The sequence below is a fragment of the Streptomyces sp. WAC 04229 genome (assembly GCF_003947455.1).
Classification (GTDB): Bacteria; Actinomycetota; Actinomycetes; order Streptomycetales; family Streptomycetaceae; genus Streptomyces.
Map to the genome: position 1 here is coordinate 98261 of NZ_QHJH01000002.1, position 12926 is coordinate 111186.

15 protein-coding genes are annotated in these 12926 nt (G+C 72.4%); 10 read left to right on the forward strand and 5 right to left on the reverse strand.

Features of this window, described 5'->3' with window-relative positions:
- Nucleotides 1-34: 34 nt before the first annotated feature.
- On the reverse strand, nt 35-589 hold the full coding sequence (locus DMH12_RS00995; protein ID WP_125489585.1) for a DUF5134 domain-containing protein: 555 nt from the start codon (nt 587-589) through the stop codon (nt 35-37).
- Between the two features lie 148 nt (nt 590-737).
- Between DMH12_RS00995 and DMH12_RS01000 the strand changes: the two genes are divergently transcribed.
- Both DMH12_RS01000 and DMH12_RS01005 read left to right on the forward strand, forming a co-directional pair.
- The gene (locus DMH12_RS01000) at nt 738-2459 is read left to right on the forward strand and encodes an FUSC family protein (RefSeq protein ID WP_185832083.1); all 1722 of its coding nucleotides are present in this window, start codon (nt 738-740) and stop codon (nt 2457-2459) included.
- A complete protein-coding gene (locus DMH12_RS01005; RefSeq protein WP_125489587.1) occupies nt 2456-3013 on the forward strand; it encodes a MarR family winged helix-turn-helix transcriptional regulator in 558 nt (185 codons plus the stop codon). Before DMH12_RS01000 ends, DMH12_RS01005 begins: the two co-directional genes overlap by 4 nt.
- 72 nt (nt 3014-3085) lie before the next feature.
- On the opposite strand, the gene DMH12_RS01010 is transcribed toward DMH12_RS01005, so the two are convergent.
- Nucleotides 3086-3850: a VOC family protein gene (locus DMH12_RS01010; RefSeq protein ID WP_185832084.1), complete on the reverse strand. Its 765-nt coding sequence runs from the start codon at nt 3848-3850 to the stop codon at nt 3086-3088.
- A gap of 100 nt (nt 3851-3950) precedes the next feature.
- A complete protein-coding gene (locus DMH12_RS01015; RefSeq protein ID WP_122620756.1) occupies nt 3951-4343 on the reverse strand; it encodes a VOC family protein in 393 nt (130 codons plus the stop codon).
- A gap of 76 nt (nt 4344-4419) precedes the next feature.
- Between DMH12_RS01015 and DMH12_RS01020 the strand changes: the two genes are divergently transcribed.
- The gene (locus DMH12_RS01020; RefSeq protein WP_125489588.1) at nt 4420-4959 is read left to right on the forward strand and encodes a GNAT family N-acetyltransferase; all 540 of its coding nucleotides are present in this window, start codon (nt 4420-4422) and stop codon (nt 4957-4959) included.
- A 14-nt stretch (nt 4960-4973) separates the two neighbouring features.
- On the opposite strand, the gene DMH12_RS01025 is transcribed toward DMH12_RS01020, so the two are convergent.
- Entirely contained in the window at nt 4974-5657 is a 684-nt protein-coding gene (locus tag DMH12_RS01025; protein WP_125489589.1) for a glycerophosphodiester phosphodiesterase family protein, read from the reverse strand.
- A gap of 228 nt (nt 5658-5885) precedes the next feature.
- Between DMH12_RS01025 and DMH12_RS01030 the strand changes: the two genes are divergently transcribed.
- The 4 genes from DMH12_RS01030 (at nt 5886) to DMH12_RS01045 (ending at nt 9815) form a co-directional block, all read left to right on the forward strand.
- On the forward strand, nt 5886-7283 hold the full coding sequence (locus DMH12_RS01030) for a DUF6421 family protein (protein ID WP_125489590.1): 1398 nt from the start codon (nt 5886-5888) through the stop codon (nt 7281-7283).
- 59 nt (nt 7284-7342) lie between these two features.
- Complete coding sequence (locus tag DMH12_RS01035) at nt 7343-8089, forward strand: SDR family NAD(P)-dependent oxidoreductase (RefSeq protein WP_125489591.1); 747 nt, start codon at nt 7343-7345, stop codon at nt 8087-8089.
- Nucleotides 8086-9156, forward strand: a complete 1071-nt coding sequence (locus DMH12_RS01040; RefSeq protein ID WP_125489592.1) for a low specificity L-threonine aldolase — start codon at nt 8086-8088, stop codon at nt 9154-9156. The genes DMH12_RS01035 and DMH12_RS01040 overlap by 4 nt, the downstream gene beginning before the upstream one ends.
- Nucleotides 9157-9242: 86 nt before the next feature.
- Nucleotides 9243-9815, forward strand: a complete 573-nt coding sequence (locus tag DMH12_RS01045; RefSeq protein ID WP_185832085.1) for a transglutaminase domain-containing protein — start codon at nt 9243-9245, stop codon at nt 9813-9815.
- A gap of 10 nt (nt 9816-9825) precedes the next feature.
- On the opposite strand, the gene DMH12_RS01050 is transcribed toward DMH12_RS01045, so the two are convergent.
- Nucleotides 9826-10554, reverse strand: coding sequence for a 1-acyl-sn-glycerol-3-phosphate acyltransferase (locus DMH12_RS01050; protein WP_125489594.1), 729 nt, complete (start codon nt 10552-10554; stop codon nt 9826-9828).
- A gap of 266 nt (nt 10555-10820) precedes the next feature.
- Between DMH12_RS01050 and DMH12_RS01055 the strand changes: the two genes are divergently transcribed.
- From DMH12_RS01055 to DMH12_RS01065, 3 genes are all read left to right on the forward strand, one after another.
- Nucleotides 10821-11201, forward strand: coding sequence for a thioredoxin family protein (locus DMH12_RS01055; RefSeq protein WP_125489595.1), 381 nt, complete (start codon nt 10821-10823; stop codon nt 11199-11201).
- A gap of 145 nt (nt 11202-11346) precedes the next feature.
- Complete coding sequence (locus DMH12_RS01060; RefSeq protein WP_125489596.1) at nt 11347-11856, forward strand: flavin reductase family protein; 510 nt, start codon at nt 11347-11349, stop codon at nt 11854-11856.
- Nucleotides 11857-12088: 232 nt separating this feature from the next.
- Nucleotides 12089-12877, forward strand: coding sequence for an electron transfer flavoprotein subunit beta/FixA family protein (locus DMH12_RS01065; RefSeq protein WP_125489597.1), 789 nt, complete (start codon nt 12089-12091; stop codon nt 12875-12877).
- Nucleotides 12878-12926 lie beyond the last annotated feature (49 nt).

Sequence of the window (12926 nt, forward strand, 5' to 3'; positions counted from 1 at the left end):
GGTGGCGTGCCGCACGGTCCCGCGCGCCGCCCGGTCACATGGCCGCCAGCATGGCCAGCATCGCGATGCCCATGGAGAGGCGGCAGGCCCGGGCGATCTCCGGCCGGTCCCCCCATCCGGCCGTCGGAGCGCCGCCCCCGGCGACGGCGACGACCGGCAGCAGGCGTACGCCGGACAGCAGGACGTATCCGGTGAAGTAGAGCAGCAGCGCACCCGTCGCCGCGGGCGGGCCCGACACGCCGTGCCCATGCGCGTGGGCGGGCGAACCGGCCATCACCACCGCCATGTAGACCATGGCCGCGGCTCCGACGAAGTGGTGCAGATGGTGGCCCCCGTACCGCGCAGCCGCATACAGGGCGCGCAGCCCGGCGGCGCCGAACACCACCACGTGTCCGGCCCAGGCCCACGCGGGCGGGGTGAACGCCGCCGCGGGCACGGCCATGGCGGCCATGCCGAACCCCATCAGCGCCTCGCCGCCCGCGGCGCGGCGCTGTTCCCCCTCGTGGCTGCGCATCCGCAGCAGGCAGTACGCGCCGGCCACCGCGCACAGCGCGACCAGCAGCCATCCGGGCGACACCGGTCCGTGCACACGCACCTCCCCGTTCGGCGGTCCACGGTCGGTCAAGGCCTGCCCCCGCCACGCGGTGCGCACGCGAGCGCATGGGAGTACGCAGGGGGTATCCGGGGGAGCGCGGAGATTATGATTCACGAGTAAAACACCTGCTAAAGTAATTCCCATGAGCAGTGCGCCCCCCTCCCGCCCCGGCACCTCACCGGGCCGACGTATGTCCCTGGCCGGCGTGCTGCGCCTGCGCCGGCCCTCCGAGATCTGGTTCAAGCCCGCCCTGAGTTCGGTCGCCGCGGTCGCCCCGCCCAACCTCCTCCTGCTGGCACTCGGCCGGCTCGACCTGGCGATGTACACGATGGCCGGGTCCCTGTGCGCGCTCTACGCCCACAACCGCCCCTACGCCGCCCGGGCCCGGGCGCTCGCGTGGGTGGTGCTCGGCATGCTCGGCGGCGTAGCCGTCGCCCTGGTCACCGCCTCGCTCACCCGGAACGCCGTCGTCCTGGTCACCGTCGGGGCCCTGCTGGCCGCCGTGCAGAAGGCGCTGTGCGACGCCACCCGCATCGGCCCGCCGGGCAACGTGGTCCTGACCTTCATCAGCTCCGCCGCCCTCTTCGTCCCGCACACCCTCGGCCAGATCCCCGCCCACCTGGCCCTGGGCGCCGCCGCCGGCACCTGGGCCTGGCTGGTCTGCATGGCACCCGTCCTGGTCCGACCGCACGGCCCGGAGCGCCGGGCCACCGCCCAGGCCCTGAACGCCGCCGCCGCGTACGCCGAGACCGTGCACGCCGAGACCGCGGACGCCGGCCCCCATGGCACGGGCGGCGCCCAAGCCGTCGCCCGTGCCGCCGGGTACGCCGCGGTGCAGAACGCCTGGCAGACGCTGCTGTCCCTCCCGGCCACCGGCGCCCGCGCCACCACCCGGCACGCCCTCGAACGCCTCGTCGTCCGCGCCGAGGTCGCGCTGGCCGCCCCCGCCGACACCGACCCCGAGCCGCTGCGCGCCTGGGCCCGTGCCCTGCGCGGCACCGGCCGCGTCCCCCGCACCGACGACGGCCCGGCCGTCACCGACGAACTCCTCGGCGTCGACGCCGAACTCGCCGCACGCCCCGCCCCCCTGTGGCAGCGGCTCGGCCCGCTCGCCCCGGTCGCCGTACGCACCGCCCTGGGCTGTGCGCTGGCCGGCTACGCCTCCTTGGCCCTCGGCGTCGGCCGCCCCTACTGGGCGCTGGTCACCGCCGCCGCGCTCTACCAGGCCAACCTGACCCTCACCTGGAGCCGGGCCGTGCAGCGCGTGGTCGGCAACCTCGCCGGGGTGCTGCTCTTCGCCGCCATAGCCCCGCTCGCCCACCTCGGCCAGGCGCCGCTCGTCCTGCTCTGCCTCGCCCTCAACTTCGGCGCCGAGGCCCTCATCACCCGCAACTACTGGCTCGGCAGCGTCTGCGTGACCCCGATGGCGCTGCTCATCACCGAGTTCGCCGGGTATCAGGAACCGGGTTCCCTGATCACCGAGCGGGTGGTGGACACCCTCGTCGGCGCCCTGGTCGGCTTCCTGGCCGCCGTCGCCGTCACCGACCGAGGCGCCGGGAACCGCGTCGAACGGGCGCTGCGGGCCGCCGACCGGGCCCGGGAGCACACCGCCCGCGTCCTGGCGGAGCCCGATCCGGCGCCCGGCGCCCTGGAGGCCGCCCGCCGGTCCCTGGCCGCCGCGCTGACCGACCTGCGGGCCACCGTGGACGGGGCGGCCGGCGAATGGTGGGGACGCGCGCTGCCGCAGGAGAGGGTCGTGCTCGCCGAGCAGTCCGGACACCGTACGCTCGCCGCAGCGGTGCGGCGCCGGGCAGCGCGTCGGGACCGGGACACGGGTACGAGAGCGGAGGACGTACGGCCATGACCGCAACCGACGGGGGCTCGGCGACCGGGGGCGACGGGAGAGGGGGACCGGGCGGCGACACCGTGGCCGCGGTCGTGCGGCAGTGGCGGGCCGTCCACCCGGACCTCGACACCGGGCCCATGGAGATCATCGGCCGGATCAACCGCTGTGCCGCCCTCCTTCAACAGGCCGAGGACGCGCCACTGCGCCGGGCGGGCCTGAGCCGGGCCGAGTTCGACCTGCTCGGCGCGCTGCGCCGCACCGGCCACGAGCTGACCCCGGGCGACCTCGCCCGCGAGACCTTCTCCTCCGGCGCCGCCGTCACCAAGCGCCTCAAGCAGCTCACCGAGCGCGGCCTGGTGGAGCGGCGCGGCGACACACGCGACCGCCGCGTCGCGCACGTCCGCCTCACGGACACCGGACGCGACCTCGTCGACGGCATCCTGCCCGAACAGCTCGCCTACGAGGCCGCCGTGCTGTCGGGCGTCGACGAACCCCGGCAGGGGGAGCTGGCGGCACTTCTCGGCGGACTGCTGGGCCAGCTGGAGGGCCGCCTGGACGCGCTGCGGGCCTGAGGCCGCCCCCCGAAGGCTCGGCGGCCGCCACACGCCGCGCCCCGGCGGCCGCCACACGCCGCCCCGGCGGGCTCAGCGCTCGTCCCCCGCCCGGTACACGCCGAACATCGCGCCCCGGGGATCGCGCAGCACCGCGATCCGCGGTCCGTCGGGCGGCGAGACGGGCTCCATCAGCACGGTGCCGCCGCCGTCGGTCGTGCCGGCCGCCGCCATGTCCACGTCCGTCACCGCGAAGTAGGGCAGCCAGTGCGCCGGCACCTCGTGCGGGAACTTGTCGTCCATCGTCACCATGCCGCCGAAATCCGCCCCGCCGATGCCCCACTGCGGGTAGTACTCCGAGGCGGTCAGGCTCCAGCCGAACACCGTGGTGTAGAAGTCGGCGGCCAGGTCGGGCTCGCGGGTGAGCAGTTCGACCCAGCCCAGCGATCCGTGCGCGTTGAACAGTCCGGCACCGGCGAACGAGCCGGGCTGCCACAGCTGGAACAGCGCCCCGGTGGGGTCCACGACCACCACGAAGCGGCCCTGGCCGGGGACGTCCGTGGGACCCTCCGGCACCGTGCCGCCGGCCGCGGTCACCTGCCGGACGGCGGTGTCCGCGTCGCGCACGGCGAACACCACGTCCCACGCGACCGGCTGCCCCGCCCGCGACAAGGGGGTCAGCCCGGCGACCGCATCGCCGCCGAGCCGGGCGATCGTGTGGCCCCCAGCCCGCTGCCTCGGGTCCGTCTCGGGGCGCCAGCCGAACAGCCCGCTGTAGAACCGCTCGGCCACCGCGAGGTCGTCGGTCCCCAGCTCCGCCCAGCAGGGTCCGCCGGTCACCGGTTCATGGAGCTTCATCGCGGGGCCTCCTTCCGCCGGGCCGCCCCCCTTCCAGCACGCTAAGGCCGCCCCGGTGCCGGGGCCATCCGGCGCACTTCGCCCCAGCGGCCCGGACGCCTCAGATCCCGGGCCGGTAACGCAGCGGATGCTCCGCGGGCACCTCCACCAGCACGATCCGGGTGCCGTCCGGATCCGCGATCCACATCTCCACCAGCCCCCAGGGCTCCTCGACCGGGGGCCGCACGATCTCGACGCCCTTGGCGCGCAGTTCGTCGTGGGCCGCCGCCGCGTCCTCGACCTGGAGCCACACCTTGAGCGCCGGGGAGAGCGGGGCCTCGGAGCGCCCGGACACCTCCAGGAAGCCGCCGCCGAGGAAGTAGACGGTGCCCCGTTCCGGACCGGTGCCGAACTCGCGGTGGACGGCGAGGCCGAGCTGGTCGCCGTAGAAGGCGCGGGAACGTTCGGGGTCGGTGGGACGGAGCAGGATCCGGCTGCTGAGTACATGCACCATGCGTCCCGACCTTACTGGCGGCGTTACCCTCGTCGATGCCCCCGCCGCGCCCGAGAGAGAACCGGAGACGCCCCACATGGACACCACCGCCGGCCGACTGATCTACCGCGATGCCACCGACGCCGACGTGGACGGGATCGTGGCGCTCATAGAGTCGGCCTACCGGGGCGAATCCAGCCGGGTCGGGTGGACCACCGAGGCGGACATCCTCCAGGGGCAGCGCACGGACCCGCAGGGCGTGCTGGACGTCGTGAAGTCGCCGGACAGCCGGCTGCTGACGGTCGAGCGGGACGGCCGGATCGTGGCCTGCTGCCAGCTGGAGCACCGCGGGGAGCACGCGTACTTCGGGATGTTCGCCGTCAGTCCCGCGCTCCAGGGCGAGGGCCTCGGCAGGACGATCATCGCGGAGGCGGAGCGGCGGGCCCGCGGGACGTGGGGCGTCACGGAGATGCACATGACCGTGATCTCCGTCCGCGAGGACCTCATCGCCTGGTACGAGCGCCGCGGCTACCGCCGTACGGGAGAGATGACTCCCTTCCCGTACGGCGACGAGCGCTTCGGGATTCCGCAGCGGGACGACCTGCAGTTCGAGCTGCTGGTCAAGCCGCTGGTCTGAGCCCTGCGCGGTCCTCAGGCGGTGAAGCGGCCGGTGCGCTTGATCTCGGGGTAGTCGGTCGTCGCGCCGTCGAGGCCCAGGGCGCGCACCAGCCGCAGCTGGTCCTGGGTGTTGACGGTCCAGGAGAAGACGCGCAGACCGGCCTTGCGGGCCCGTTCCACGATCTCCAGGGTGATCCGGTTGATGTCCAGACACAGGGTCCCGGCGCCCGCCTCCACGGCCCGGTCCACGACTTCCTTGCCGTAGTACTGCGCGACCAGCGCGGTGCGCACCCCCGGCACCAGCCGCGCGATCTCGACGATGGCCTCGTCGTGGAACGAGATCACCTCCACCCGGTCCACCAGGTCCCGGCGGAGCATCACCTCGGAGAGCGTCCGGGCGGCCGCCGCGTCCTTGATCTCGGCCTGCAACGGCACGGAGACGGCGTCCAGTACCTCTTCGAAGACGGGGACGCGCTCCCCGCGGCCCGCGTCCAGCGCCCGCAGCTCCTCGAGGGTCTTGTCGGCGATCGCACCGGTGCCGTCGGTGGTGCGGTCCACCTCCGCGTCGTGCATGACGACGAGCGCGCCGTCCTTGCTCAGGTGCAGGTCGAGTTCGACGACGTCGAGGCCGGCCTGCTCGGCGGCGACGAAGGAACGCAGGGTGTTCTCGGGTTCGACACCCATCGCTCCGCGGTGACCGATGGTGAGGAAGTTCAAGGCTCGACTCGCTTCCGTCGACGTCGGCGATGGCAGGGCGGCAGCCTAACGGCCCTGCGGGACCGTTTCCCCTCTGCCGCGCCTGGTATACGAGTCACGGCGTCCCGCAGGAAAAAATGCGGTGAAGGCCGGGGTGGGGCAGGATAATTTACGGAAGCTCCCCTTGCTGGGAGAAACCTCGTATGCATACGGTGTCCTGACGCAAGCTTCTCTCGTAGAGGATGGGACATGACGGAAATTCTTGTGCAGGTGGGTGCGGAGGGGAACATTCCTCCGGTGAGCAGGGTGGTTGAGCACCCGGCGTGGCCCGTGCTCAAGGATGCCGTGGAGCGGATCCGGCCATGGCAGTCCAAGGACGGGTCGATCGACTTCGACGCCGAGGGCGCGCCCGGGCGGACCGACGCCGAGGCCGCCGTGCGCCGGGTCGTCGCGGCGGTCCGGGAGCTGTCCCCGCTCCTCCCGCACGACCACGCGTACCACGAGGCCCTGGTGGCCGACCTCGGCCGCTGGGCCGACGGCGGCTTCGAGGTGCCCGACTTCCTCGACTCGCTGCTGGCCTTCCAGCCCGCCGCGAACCGCGCGGACGGCCTCCAGCACCTGGTCGTCTTCCCGATGTACACGCAGAACGGCAACCCGGACCGCAACTTCGAAGCGGTCGTGCTGCGCATGGTCTGGCCCGACTGGCTGGCCGAGCTGGAGCGCACCCGCTACGACAACCCGTTGTTCTGCGGCATCACCTTCGAGGACTTCACGGCCGGCTACGACACCAACTCGGCCGTCCTCTTCCCGGAGACCATCGCCGTGCGCGAGGCCCCCGAGCGCTTCTCCTGGGGCGGCATCTTCTGCGACCGCGAGGCCGCCCGCTTCCGCCGCGTCACCGAGGCCGCCGTGGGGATCCTGGGCCTGGAGCTGCCCGAGGACGTCGCCGCGCTGGTGGACGACCAGAAGCGCTGCGAGGAGGCCTTCGTCCTGTGGGACATGGTCCACGACCGCACCCACAGCCACGGCGACCTGCCCTTCGACCCGTTCATGATCAAGCAGCGCCAGCCGTTCTGGATGTACGGCCTGGAGGAGCTGCGCTGCGACCTCACCGCCTTCAGGGAGGCCGTACGTCTGGAGGCCGACGGCGTCCCGCAGGCCCGCGACGTGCAGGTCGCGGTCCTCTTCGACCGCATGTTCCGCTTCCCGGTCACCGGTGAGCGCGTGCGCAACTACGACGGGCTCGGCGGCCAGCTCCTCTTCGCCTACCTGCACAAGCACGACGTCGTCCGCTGGACCGACAACAAGCTCTTCATCGACTGGCAGCGCGCACCCGAGGTCACCAACGAGCTGTGCGCCGAGATCGAGACGCTCTACCGGGACGGCATCGACCGCCCGAAGATCGTCCACTGGTTCGCCGGCTACGAGCTGGTCTCCACCTACCTGGCCCCGCACCCGGGCTCGAAGTGGGCGAAGGGCCCCGACGCCCTGGACCTCACCCTGCCCCCGCGCAAGCTGGTCGACGACGTGCTTCCGGACGAGTTTCCGCTGAGCATGTTCTACGAGGCGCTGTCCAAGAAACTCAAGAAGGTGATCGCCTCGACCCGGGGCATCACCGCGGACGGCGCCGAGCGGGCCGCCGCGTGAGCGACGGCACCGGCGGTCAGGCACAACAGCGGCAGGCACAGGCTCGGGAGGCGAGGACCATGGGGAACGGGGCGCTCGACGGCGCGGTGATCGCGGTGGCCGGAGCGGGCGGACCCGCCGGACGGGCCGCGCTGCTGCGGCTCGCCGAGGCGGGTGCGACGGTCGTCGGCTCGGACAACGACCCGGAGCGGCTGGCGGAGGCGGTGGACGCGGCCCGCTACGCGCACGGCGGCGCCAGCGTCACCGGCGAGACCGTGGACCTGCTCGACCGGGACGCCGCCCAGGCCTGGGCCGACCGCATCGAGCAGGAGTTCGGGCGGGTCGACGGCCTCGTCCACCTGGTCGGCGGCTGGCGCGGCAGCCAGAGCTTCACCAAGACCAACCTCGACGACTGGGACCTGCTGGAACTGCTGCTGATCCGCACGGTGCAGCACACCTCCCTCGCCTTCCACGAGGCGCTCCAGCGCAGCGACCGCGGCCGGTACGTGCTGATCAGCGCCGCGGGCGCGAGCAACCCGACCGCGGGCAACGCGGCGTACTCCGCCGCCAAGGCCGCGGCCGAGGCCTGGACCCTGGCGATGGCGGACTACTTCCGCAAGGCGGGGGGCGAGCAGGGGCCGACGTCGGCGGCTGCGATCCTGGTGGTGAAGGCGTTGGTGCACGACGCGATGCGCGCCGAACGGCCCAACGCGAAGTTCGCGGGCTTCACGGACGTGCGTGATCTCGCCGAGGCCGTCGCCGGAGTCTGGGACAAGCCCGCCGAGGAAGTGAACGGAAACCGTCTGTGGCTGACCGAGAAGCCGTGAACCCCCCGAAGACCGACGCGCGTCGCCATCACGATCCCGAGGCCCGCGGTTTCGCCAGTGACAACTACGCCGGGGCCCACCCGGAGGTACTCGCCGCGCTGGCGCTGGCCAACGGCGGGCACCAGGTCGCGTACGGCGAGGACGAGTACACCGAGAACCTCCAGCGGGTGATCCGCGGCCACTTCGGCTCCGGCGCCGAGGCCTTCCCGGTCTTCAACGGCACCGGCGCCAACGTCGTCGCGCTCCAGGCGGTCACCGACCGCTGGGGCGCGGTGATCTGCGCCGAGAGCGCGCACATCAACGTCGACGAGGGCGGCGCCCCCGAGCGCATGGGCGGGCTGAAACTGCTCACCGTGCCCACGCCCGACGGCAAGCTCACCCCCGACCTCATCGACCGGCAGGCGTACGGCTGGGACGACGAGCACCGCGCGATGCCGCAGGTCGTCTCGATCACCCAGAGCACCGAGCTGGGCACGCTCTACACGCCCGACGAGATCCGGGCCATCTGCGAACACGCCCATGCGCACGGCATGAAGGTGCACCTGGACGGCTCCCGGATAGCCAACGCCGCCGCCTCCCTGGACGTGCCCATGCGGACGTTCACCAACGCCGTCGGCGTCGACCTGCTCTCGCTCGGCGGCACCAAGAACGGCGCCCTGTTCGGCGAGGCGGTCGTGGTCCTCAACCAGGACGCCGTCAGCCACATGAAGCACCTGCGCAAGCTCTCCATGCAGCTCGCCTCCAAGATGCGCTTCGTGTCGGTGCAGCTGGAGGCGCTGCTCGCCAAGGACCTGTGGCTGCGCAACGCCCGGCACGGCAACGAGATGGCGCAGCGCCTCGCCGAAGGCGTGCGGGCCGTCCACGGCGTGGAGATCCTCTACCCGGTGCAGGCCAACGCGGTCTTCGCCCGCCTGCCGCACGAGGTGTGCGCGCGTATGCGGAAGCGGTTCCGGTTCTACTTCTGGGACGAGGCCGCCGGCGACGTGCGCTGGATGTGTTCCTTCGACACCACGGAGGACGACGTCGACACCTTCGTGGCGGCGCTCAAGGAGGAGATGGCGCACTGAGCCGCGAGGCTCCGTTCATGCATAGATATGCGGTCGCCTGAAAAGTCATTGACTGACGGGTGATCGCGTTTCTATGCTCTGCGGGCATGGAGCTGATCCAGAAGACCCCCGACCTGTCCGCATATCTGGCTGCCGACGAGGTCATCGACCATGCCCACCCCCGCGTAAGGGAGGTGGCCGGCGGACTGGCCAAAGAGGCGGCCGACTCGTATGCCTATGCGCGACTGGCCTTCGAGTTCGTGCGGGACACCATCCCGCACTCGCAGGACTCCGGAGACCCGCGCGTCACCTGGCGGGCCTCCGACGTCCTGGAGCGGCGCACCGGCATCTGCTACGCCAAGGCCCACGCGCTGGCCGCCCTGCTGCGGGCCGAGGACATCCCGACCGCCCTCTGCTACCAGCGGTTCGACGTGGTGCACGGACTGGTCGCGGTGCGCTTCAACGGCGCCTGGCACCGGCAGGACCCGCGCGGGAACAAGCCCGGCGTGAACGCGCGATTCTCCCTGGAGGGGGAGCGGCTGGCCTTCACGCCGGACCACGAGGCCGGGGAGGCGGACTACCCGGAGCTGTACGCCGCGCCGCACCCGGCCGTGGTGGACGCCCTGAAGGCGGCCACCGACCGGCCCCATCTGTGGGCGACCCTCCCCACGGCGCTCTGACGCGCCCGGCTCAGTGCGCCTGGGCCGCGCGCAACTGCTCCTGCGTCGGCGCGGTGCCGCCGAGGTGGGCCGGCATCCACCAGGTGTCGTCCGCGCCCTTGGGGCGTACCGGGTAGGCGCGCTGAGCGGCCTCCAGCAGCTCCTGCACGCGCTCGCGCAGGCGGCGGGTGATCGCGCCCGCGTACTGCTCGCGGGGGGCCTCCATCGCCTCGCCGACCCGGATCGTGATCGGGGTGTGGCTGCGCTTGAAGTTGCGCGGGTGTCCCTTGGTCCACAGGCGCTGGGTGCCCCACAGCGCCATCGGGATCAGCGGGACGCCCGCTTCCTGCGCCAGGCGCGCGGCGCCCGACTTGAAGCTCTTCAGCGTGAACGACTCGGAGATCGTCGCCTCCGGGAAGACCCCGATGATCTCGCCGGACCGCAGCGAGTCCAGGGCATGGGCGTACGCCGCCTCGCCCTGCTTGCGGTCCACCGGGATGTGCTTCATGTTGCGCATCAGCGGGCCGGAGACCCGGTGCCGGAAGACCGACTCCTTCGCCATGAAGCGCACCAGCCGCTTCTGGGGCAGTGCCGCCAGGCCGTCGAAGATGAAGTCCAGGTAGCTGATGTGATTGCTCACCAGCACGGCGCCGCCCGCGCGCGGGATGTTCTCCGAACCCTGGCAGTCGATCTTGAGGTCCCACACCTTGAACAGGGTGCGGGCGAGACCGATGGCCGGGCGGTAGGCGAGTTCTGCCATGGGCGGGTCGGACCCTTCCTTGTCAGCCTGGGAAGGGGGCTCCCAGTCGAAAGTTACGGAGCCGTAGGTTTACGGCTTGTCGCAGATCGTGCCCCAAGAACGGCCCATGTACCAGCCTTGGTGCCCGTACGCGGCGAGATCCTCATCACTCGCCCGCCCATCGGGGTGGCCGGAAGACGATGGTGGACCGGGAATCTCCGGGCCGCCGCGAGTGCTGCACCTGGGGACGACCGGACCGGTGGCGCGCTGCCCAGGCGTGCCCATGAGTGCCGCGGACGCGGCGGATCGGGGGCGCGCTGGTGCGCGGGCAGGGTGACGACGGCGGGCTCGGGACTCCGGGCCCGCACCTCGACGCGGCCGACCTCGGGGCGGAACTCGGCGGCCGCGCCACGCTCGTGCAGTTCTCCAGCGCCTTCTGCGCCCCCTGCCGTGCCACCCGGCGGATCCTCGGCGAGGTGGCCCGCATGGTCCCCGGCGTCGCCCACGTCGAGATCGACGCCGAGGCCCGCCTGGAACTCGTCCGCGCCCTCGGCGTGCACAAGACCCCGACCGTGCTGGTCCTCGACGGCGGCGGCCGCGTCGTGCGGCGTGCCGTCGGGCAGCCGCGCAAGGCGGACGTGATCGCCGCCCTGGGAGAGGCGGTGTGATCAGCGCCACGCCGGGGGTGAGGCGTTCTCCACAGCCTCCGCGTGCCGGGACGTATTTGACTGTGTGCGCCACCTGTCGTCAGCCTGCCCGAAGGCCCCGTTCCCCGTCGCCCGGACCGAGGCACAACGCAGAAGGACACCCCGTATGACGGCCACACCCGACGTCGCCGCGCCGCGGCTCGCCACCGACGACCTGCTGCGGTCCGTCTTCCGGCGGCACGCGGCGGGAGTCGCCGTGATCACCGCGTCCGGTGCCGCCGGTCCGGCCGGCTTCACGGCCACCTCCCTCACGTCCGTGTCCGCCCGGCCGCCGCTGCTCTCCTTCGGCATCGGCACGGGCTCCTCCAGCTGGCCCGCGGTCTCCGCGGCCCAGTACGTCGGGGTGCACGTCCTGGGCGAACACCAGGAAGAGGTGGCCGCCACCTTCGCCCGCAGCGGCGCCGACCGCTTCGGGGCGCCCACCGCCTGGCGGGAGGGCCCGCACGGCGTCCCCCTGCTGGACGGGGTCCTCGCCTGGCTCGTGTGCCGCGTGGTCGGCCGGGTGCCCGCGGGGGACCACCGCATCGTGCTGGCCGAGGTGCTGACCGGCGACCCCTCGGGCACCGGCGGCCCGCTGCTGTACCACCGGGGCGGCTACACCGGCCTGCGCGACTGAGCGGTACCGGCGCCCCGGCACCGGCCGCTTCTGCGGAGGCGTCGAGTTCCGGTTACGCTGCGTTGCGAAGGTCACAGTTCAAAGCGCTTGCTTAGCGGGAAAGAACTGGGTGTACTGACGAGTAATATTCCGGTGCGAAGCGCAGGTCGCCCCGCCCGGGATCGGCCGCTTGGGGCGCCTATGCTGCCTGCAAGAGGCAGCACTGAAATGTCGACGCAGTAGGAGAGCCGGCGTGAGCTTGAGGATCGTTGTCACTGTGAAGTACGTGCCCGACGCCACTGGCGACCGGCACTTCGCCGATGACCTGACCGTCGACCGGGACGACGTGGACGGTCTGCTCTCCGAGCTGGACGAGTACGCGGTCGAGCAGGCGCTGCAGATCTCCGAGAATTCCGACGACGACGTGGAGATCACCGTCCTGACGGTGGGCCCCGAGGACGCGAAGGACGCGCTGCGCAAGGCGCTGTCCATGGGCGCGGACAAGGCGATCCACGTCGAGGACGACGACCTGCACGGCACCGACGCCATCGGTACCTCCCTGGTCCTGGCCAAGGCGATCGAGAAGGCCGGCTACGACCTGGTCGTCTCGGGCATGGCCTCCACCGACGGCACCATGGGCGTCGTACCGGCGCTGCTCGCCGAGCGCCTGGGCGTGCCGCAGGTGACGCTGCTGTCCGAGGTCTCCGTCGAGGGCGGGACGGTCAAGGGCCGCCGGGACGGCGACACCGCCACCGAGCAGCTGGAGGCCTCCCTCCCGGCCGTCGTGTCCGTCACCGACCAGTCGGGCGAGGCGCGTTACCCGTCCTTCAAGGGCATCATGGCGGCCAAGAAGAAGCCGGTCGAGTCCTGGGACCTCTCCGACCTCGACGTCGACGAGGACGAGGTCGGCCTGGAGAACGCCTGGACCGCGGTCGACTCCGCGGCCGAGCGCCCGGCGCGCACCGCGGGCACCATCGTCAAGGACGAGGGCGAGGGCGGCAAGCAGCTCGCCGCCTTCCTCGCGGAGCGAAAGTTCGTGTAACAGCCTCGCGGGCCAGAAGTTCATCTGAGCCCCGCTCCGCCGACCGCCC

Coding starts and splice junctions, on each gene's coding strand:
- DMH12_RS01045 (WP_185832085.1), top strand. CDS start 9,243: ATGGAGCTGATCCAGAAGACCCCCGACCTGTCCGCATATCTGGCTGCC.
- DMH12_RS01030 (WP_125489590.1), top strand. CDS start 5,886: ATGACGGAAATTCTTGTGCAGGTGGGTGCGGAGGGGAACATTCCTCCG.
- DMH12_RS01000 (WP_185832083.1), top strand. CDS start 738: ATGAGCAGTGCGCCCCCCTCCCGCCCCGGCACCTCACCGGGCCGACGT.
- DMH12_RS01060 (WP_125489596.1), top strand. CDS start 11,347: ATGACGGCCACACCCGACGTCGCCGCGCCGCGGCTCGCCACCGACGAC.
- DMH12_RS01020 (WP_125489588.1), top strand. CDS start 4,420: ATGGACACCACCGCCGGCCGACTGATCTACCGCGATGCCACCGACGCC.
- DMH12_RS01035 (WP_125489591.1), top strand. CDS start 7,343: ATGGGGAACGGGGCGCTCGACGGCGCGGTGATCGCGGTGGCCGGAGCG.
- DMH12_RS01050 (WP_125489594.1), bottom strand. CDS start 10,554: ATGGCAGAACTCGCCTACCGCCCGGCCATCGGTCTCGCCCGCACCCTG.
- DMH12_RS01015 (WP_122620756.1), bottom strand. CDS start 4,343: ATGGTGCATGTACTCAGCAGCCGGATCCTGCTCCGTCCCACCGACCCC.
- DMH12_RS01010 (WP_185832084.1), bottom strand. CDS start 3,850: ATGAAGCTCCATGAACCGGTGACCGGCGGACCCTGCTGGGCGGAGCTG.
- DMH12_RS01005 (WP_125489587.1), top strand. CDS start 2,456: ATGACCGCAACCGACGGGGGCTCGGCGACCGGGGGCGACGGGAGAGGG.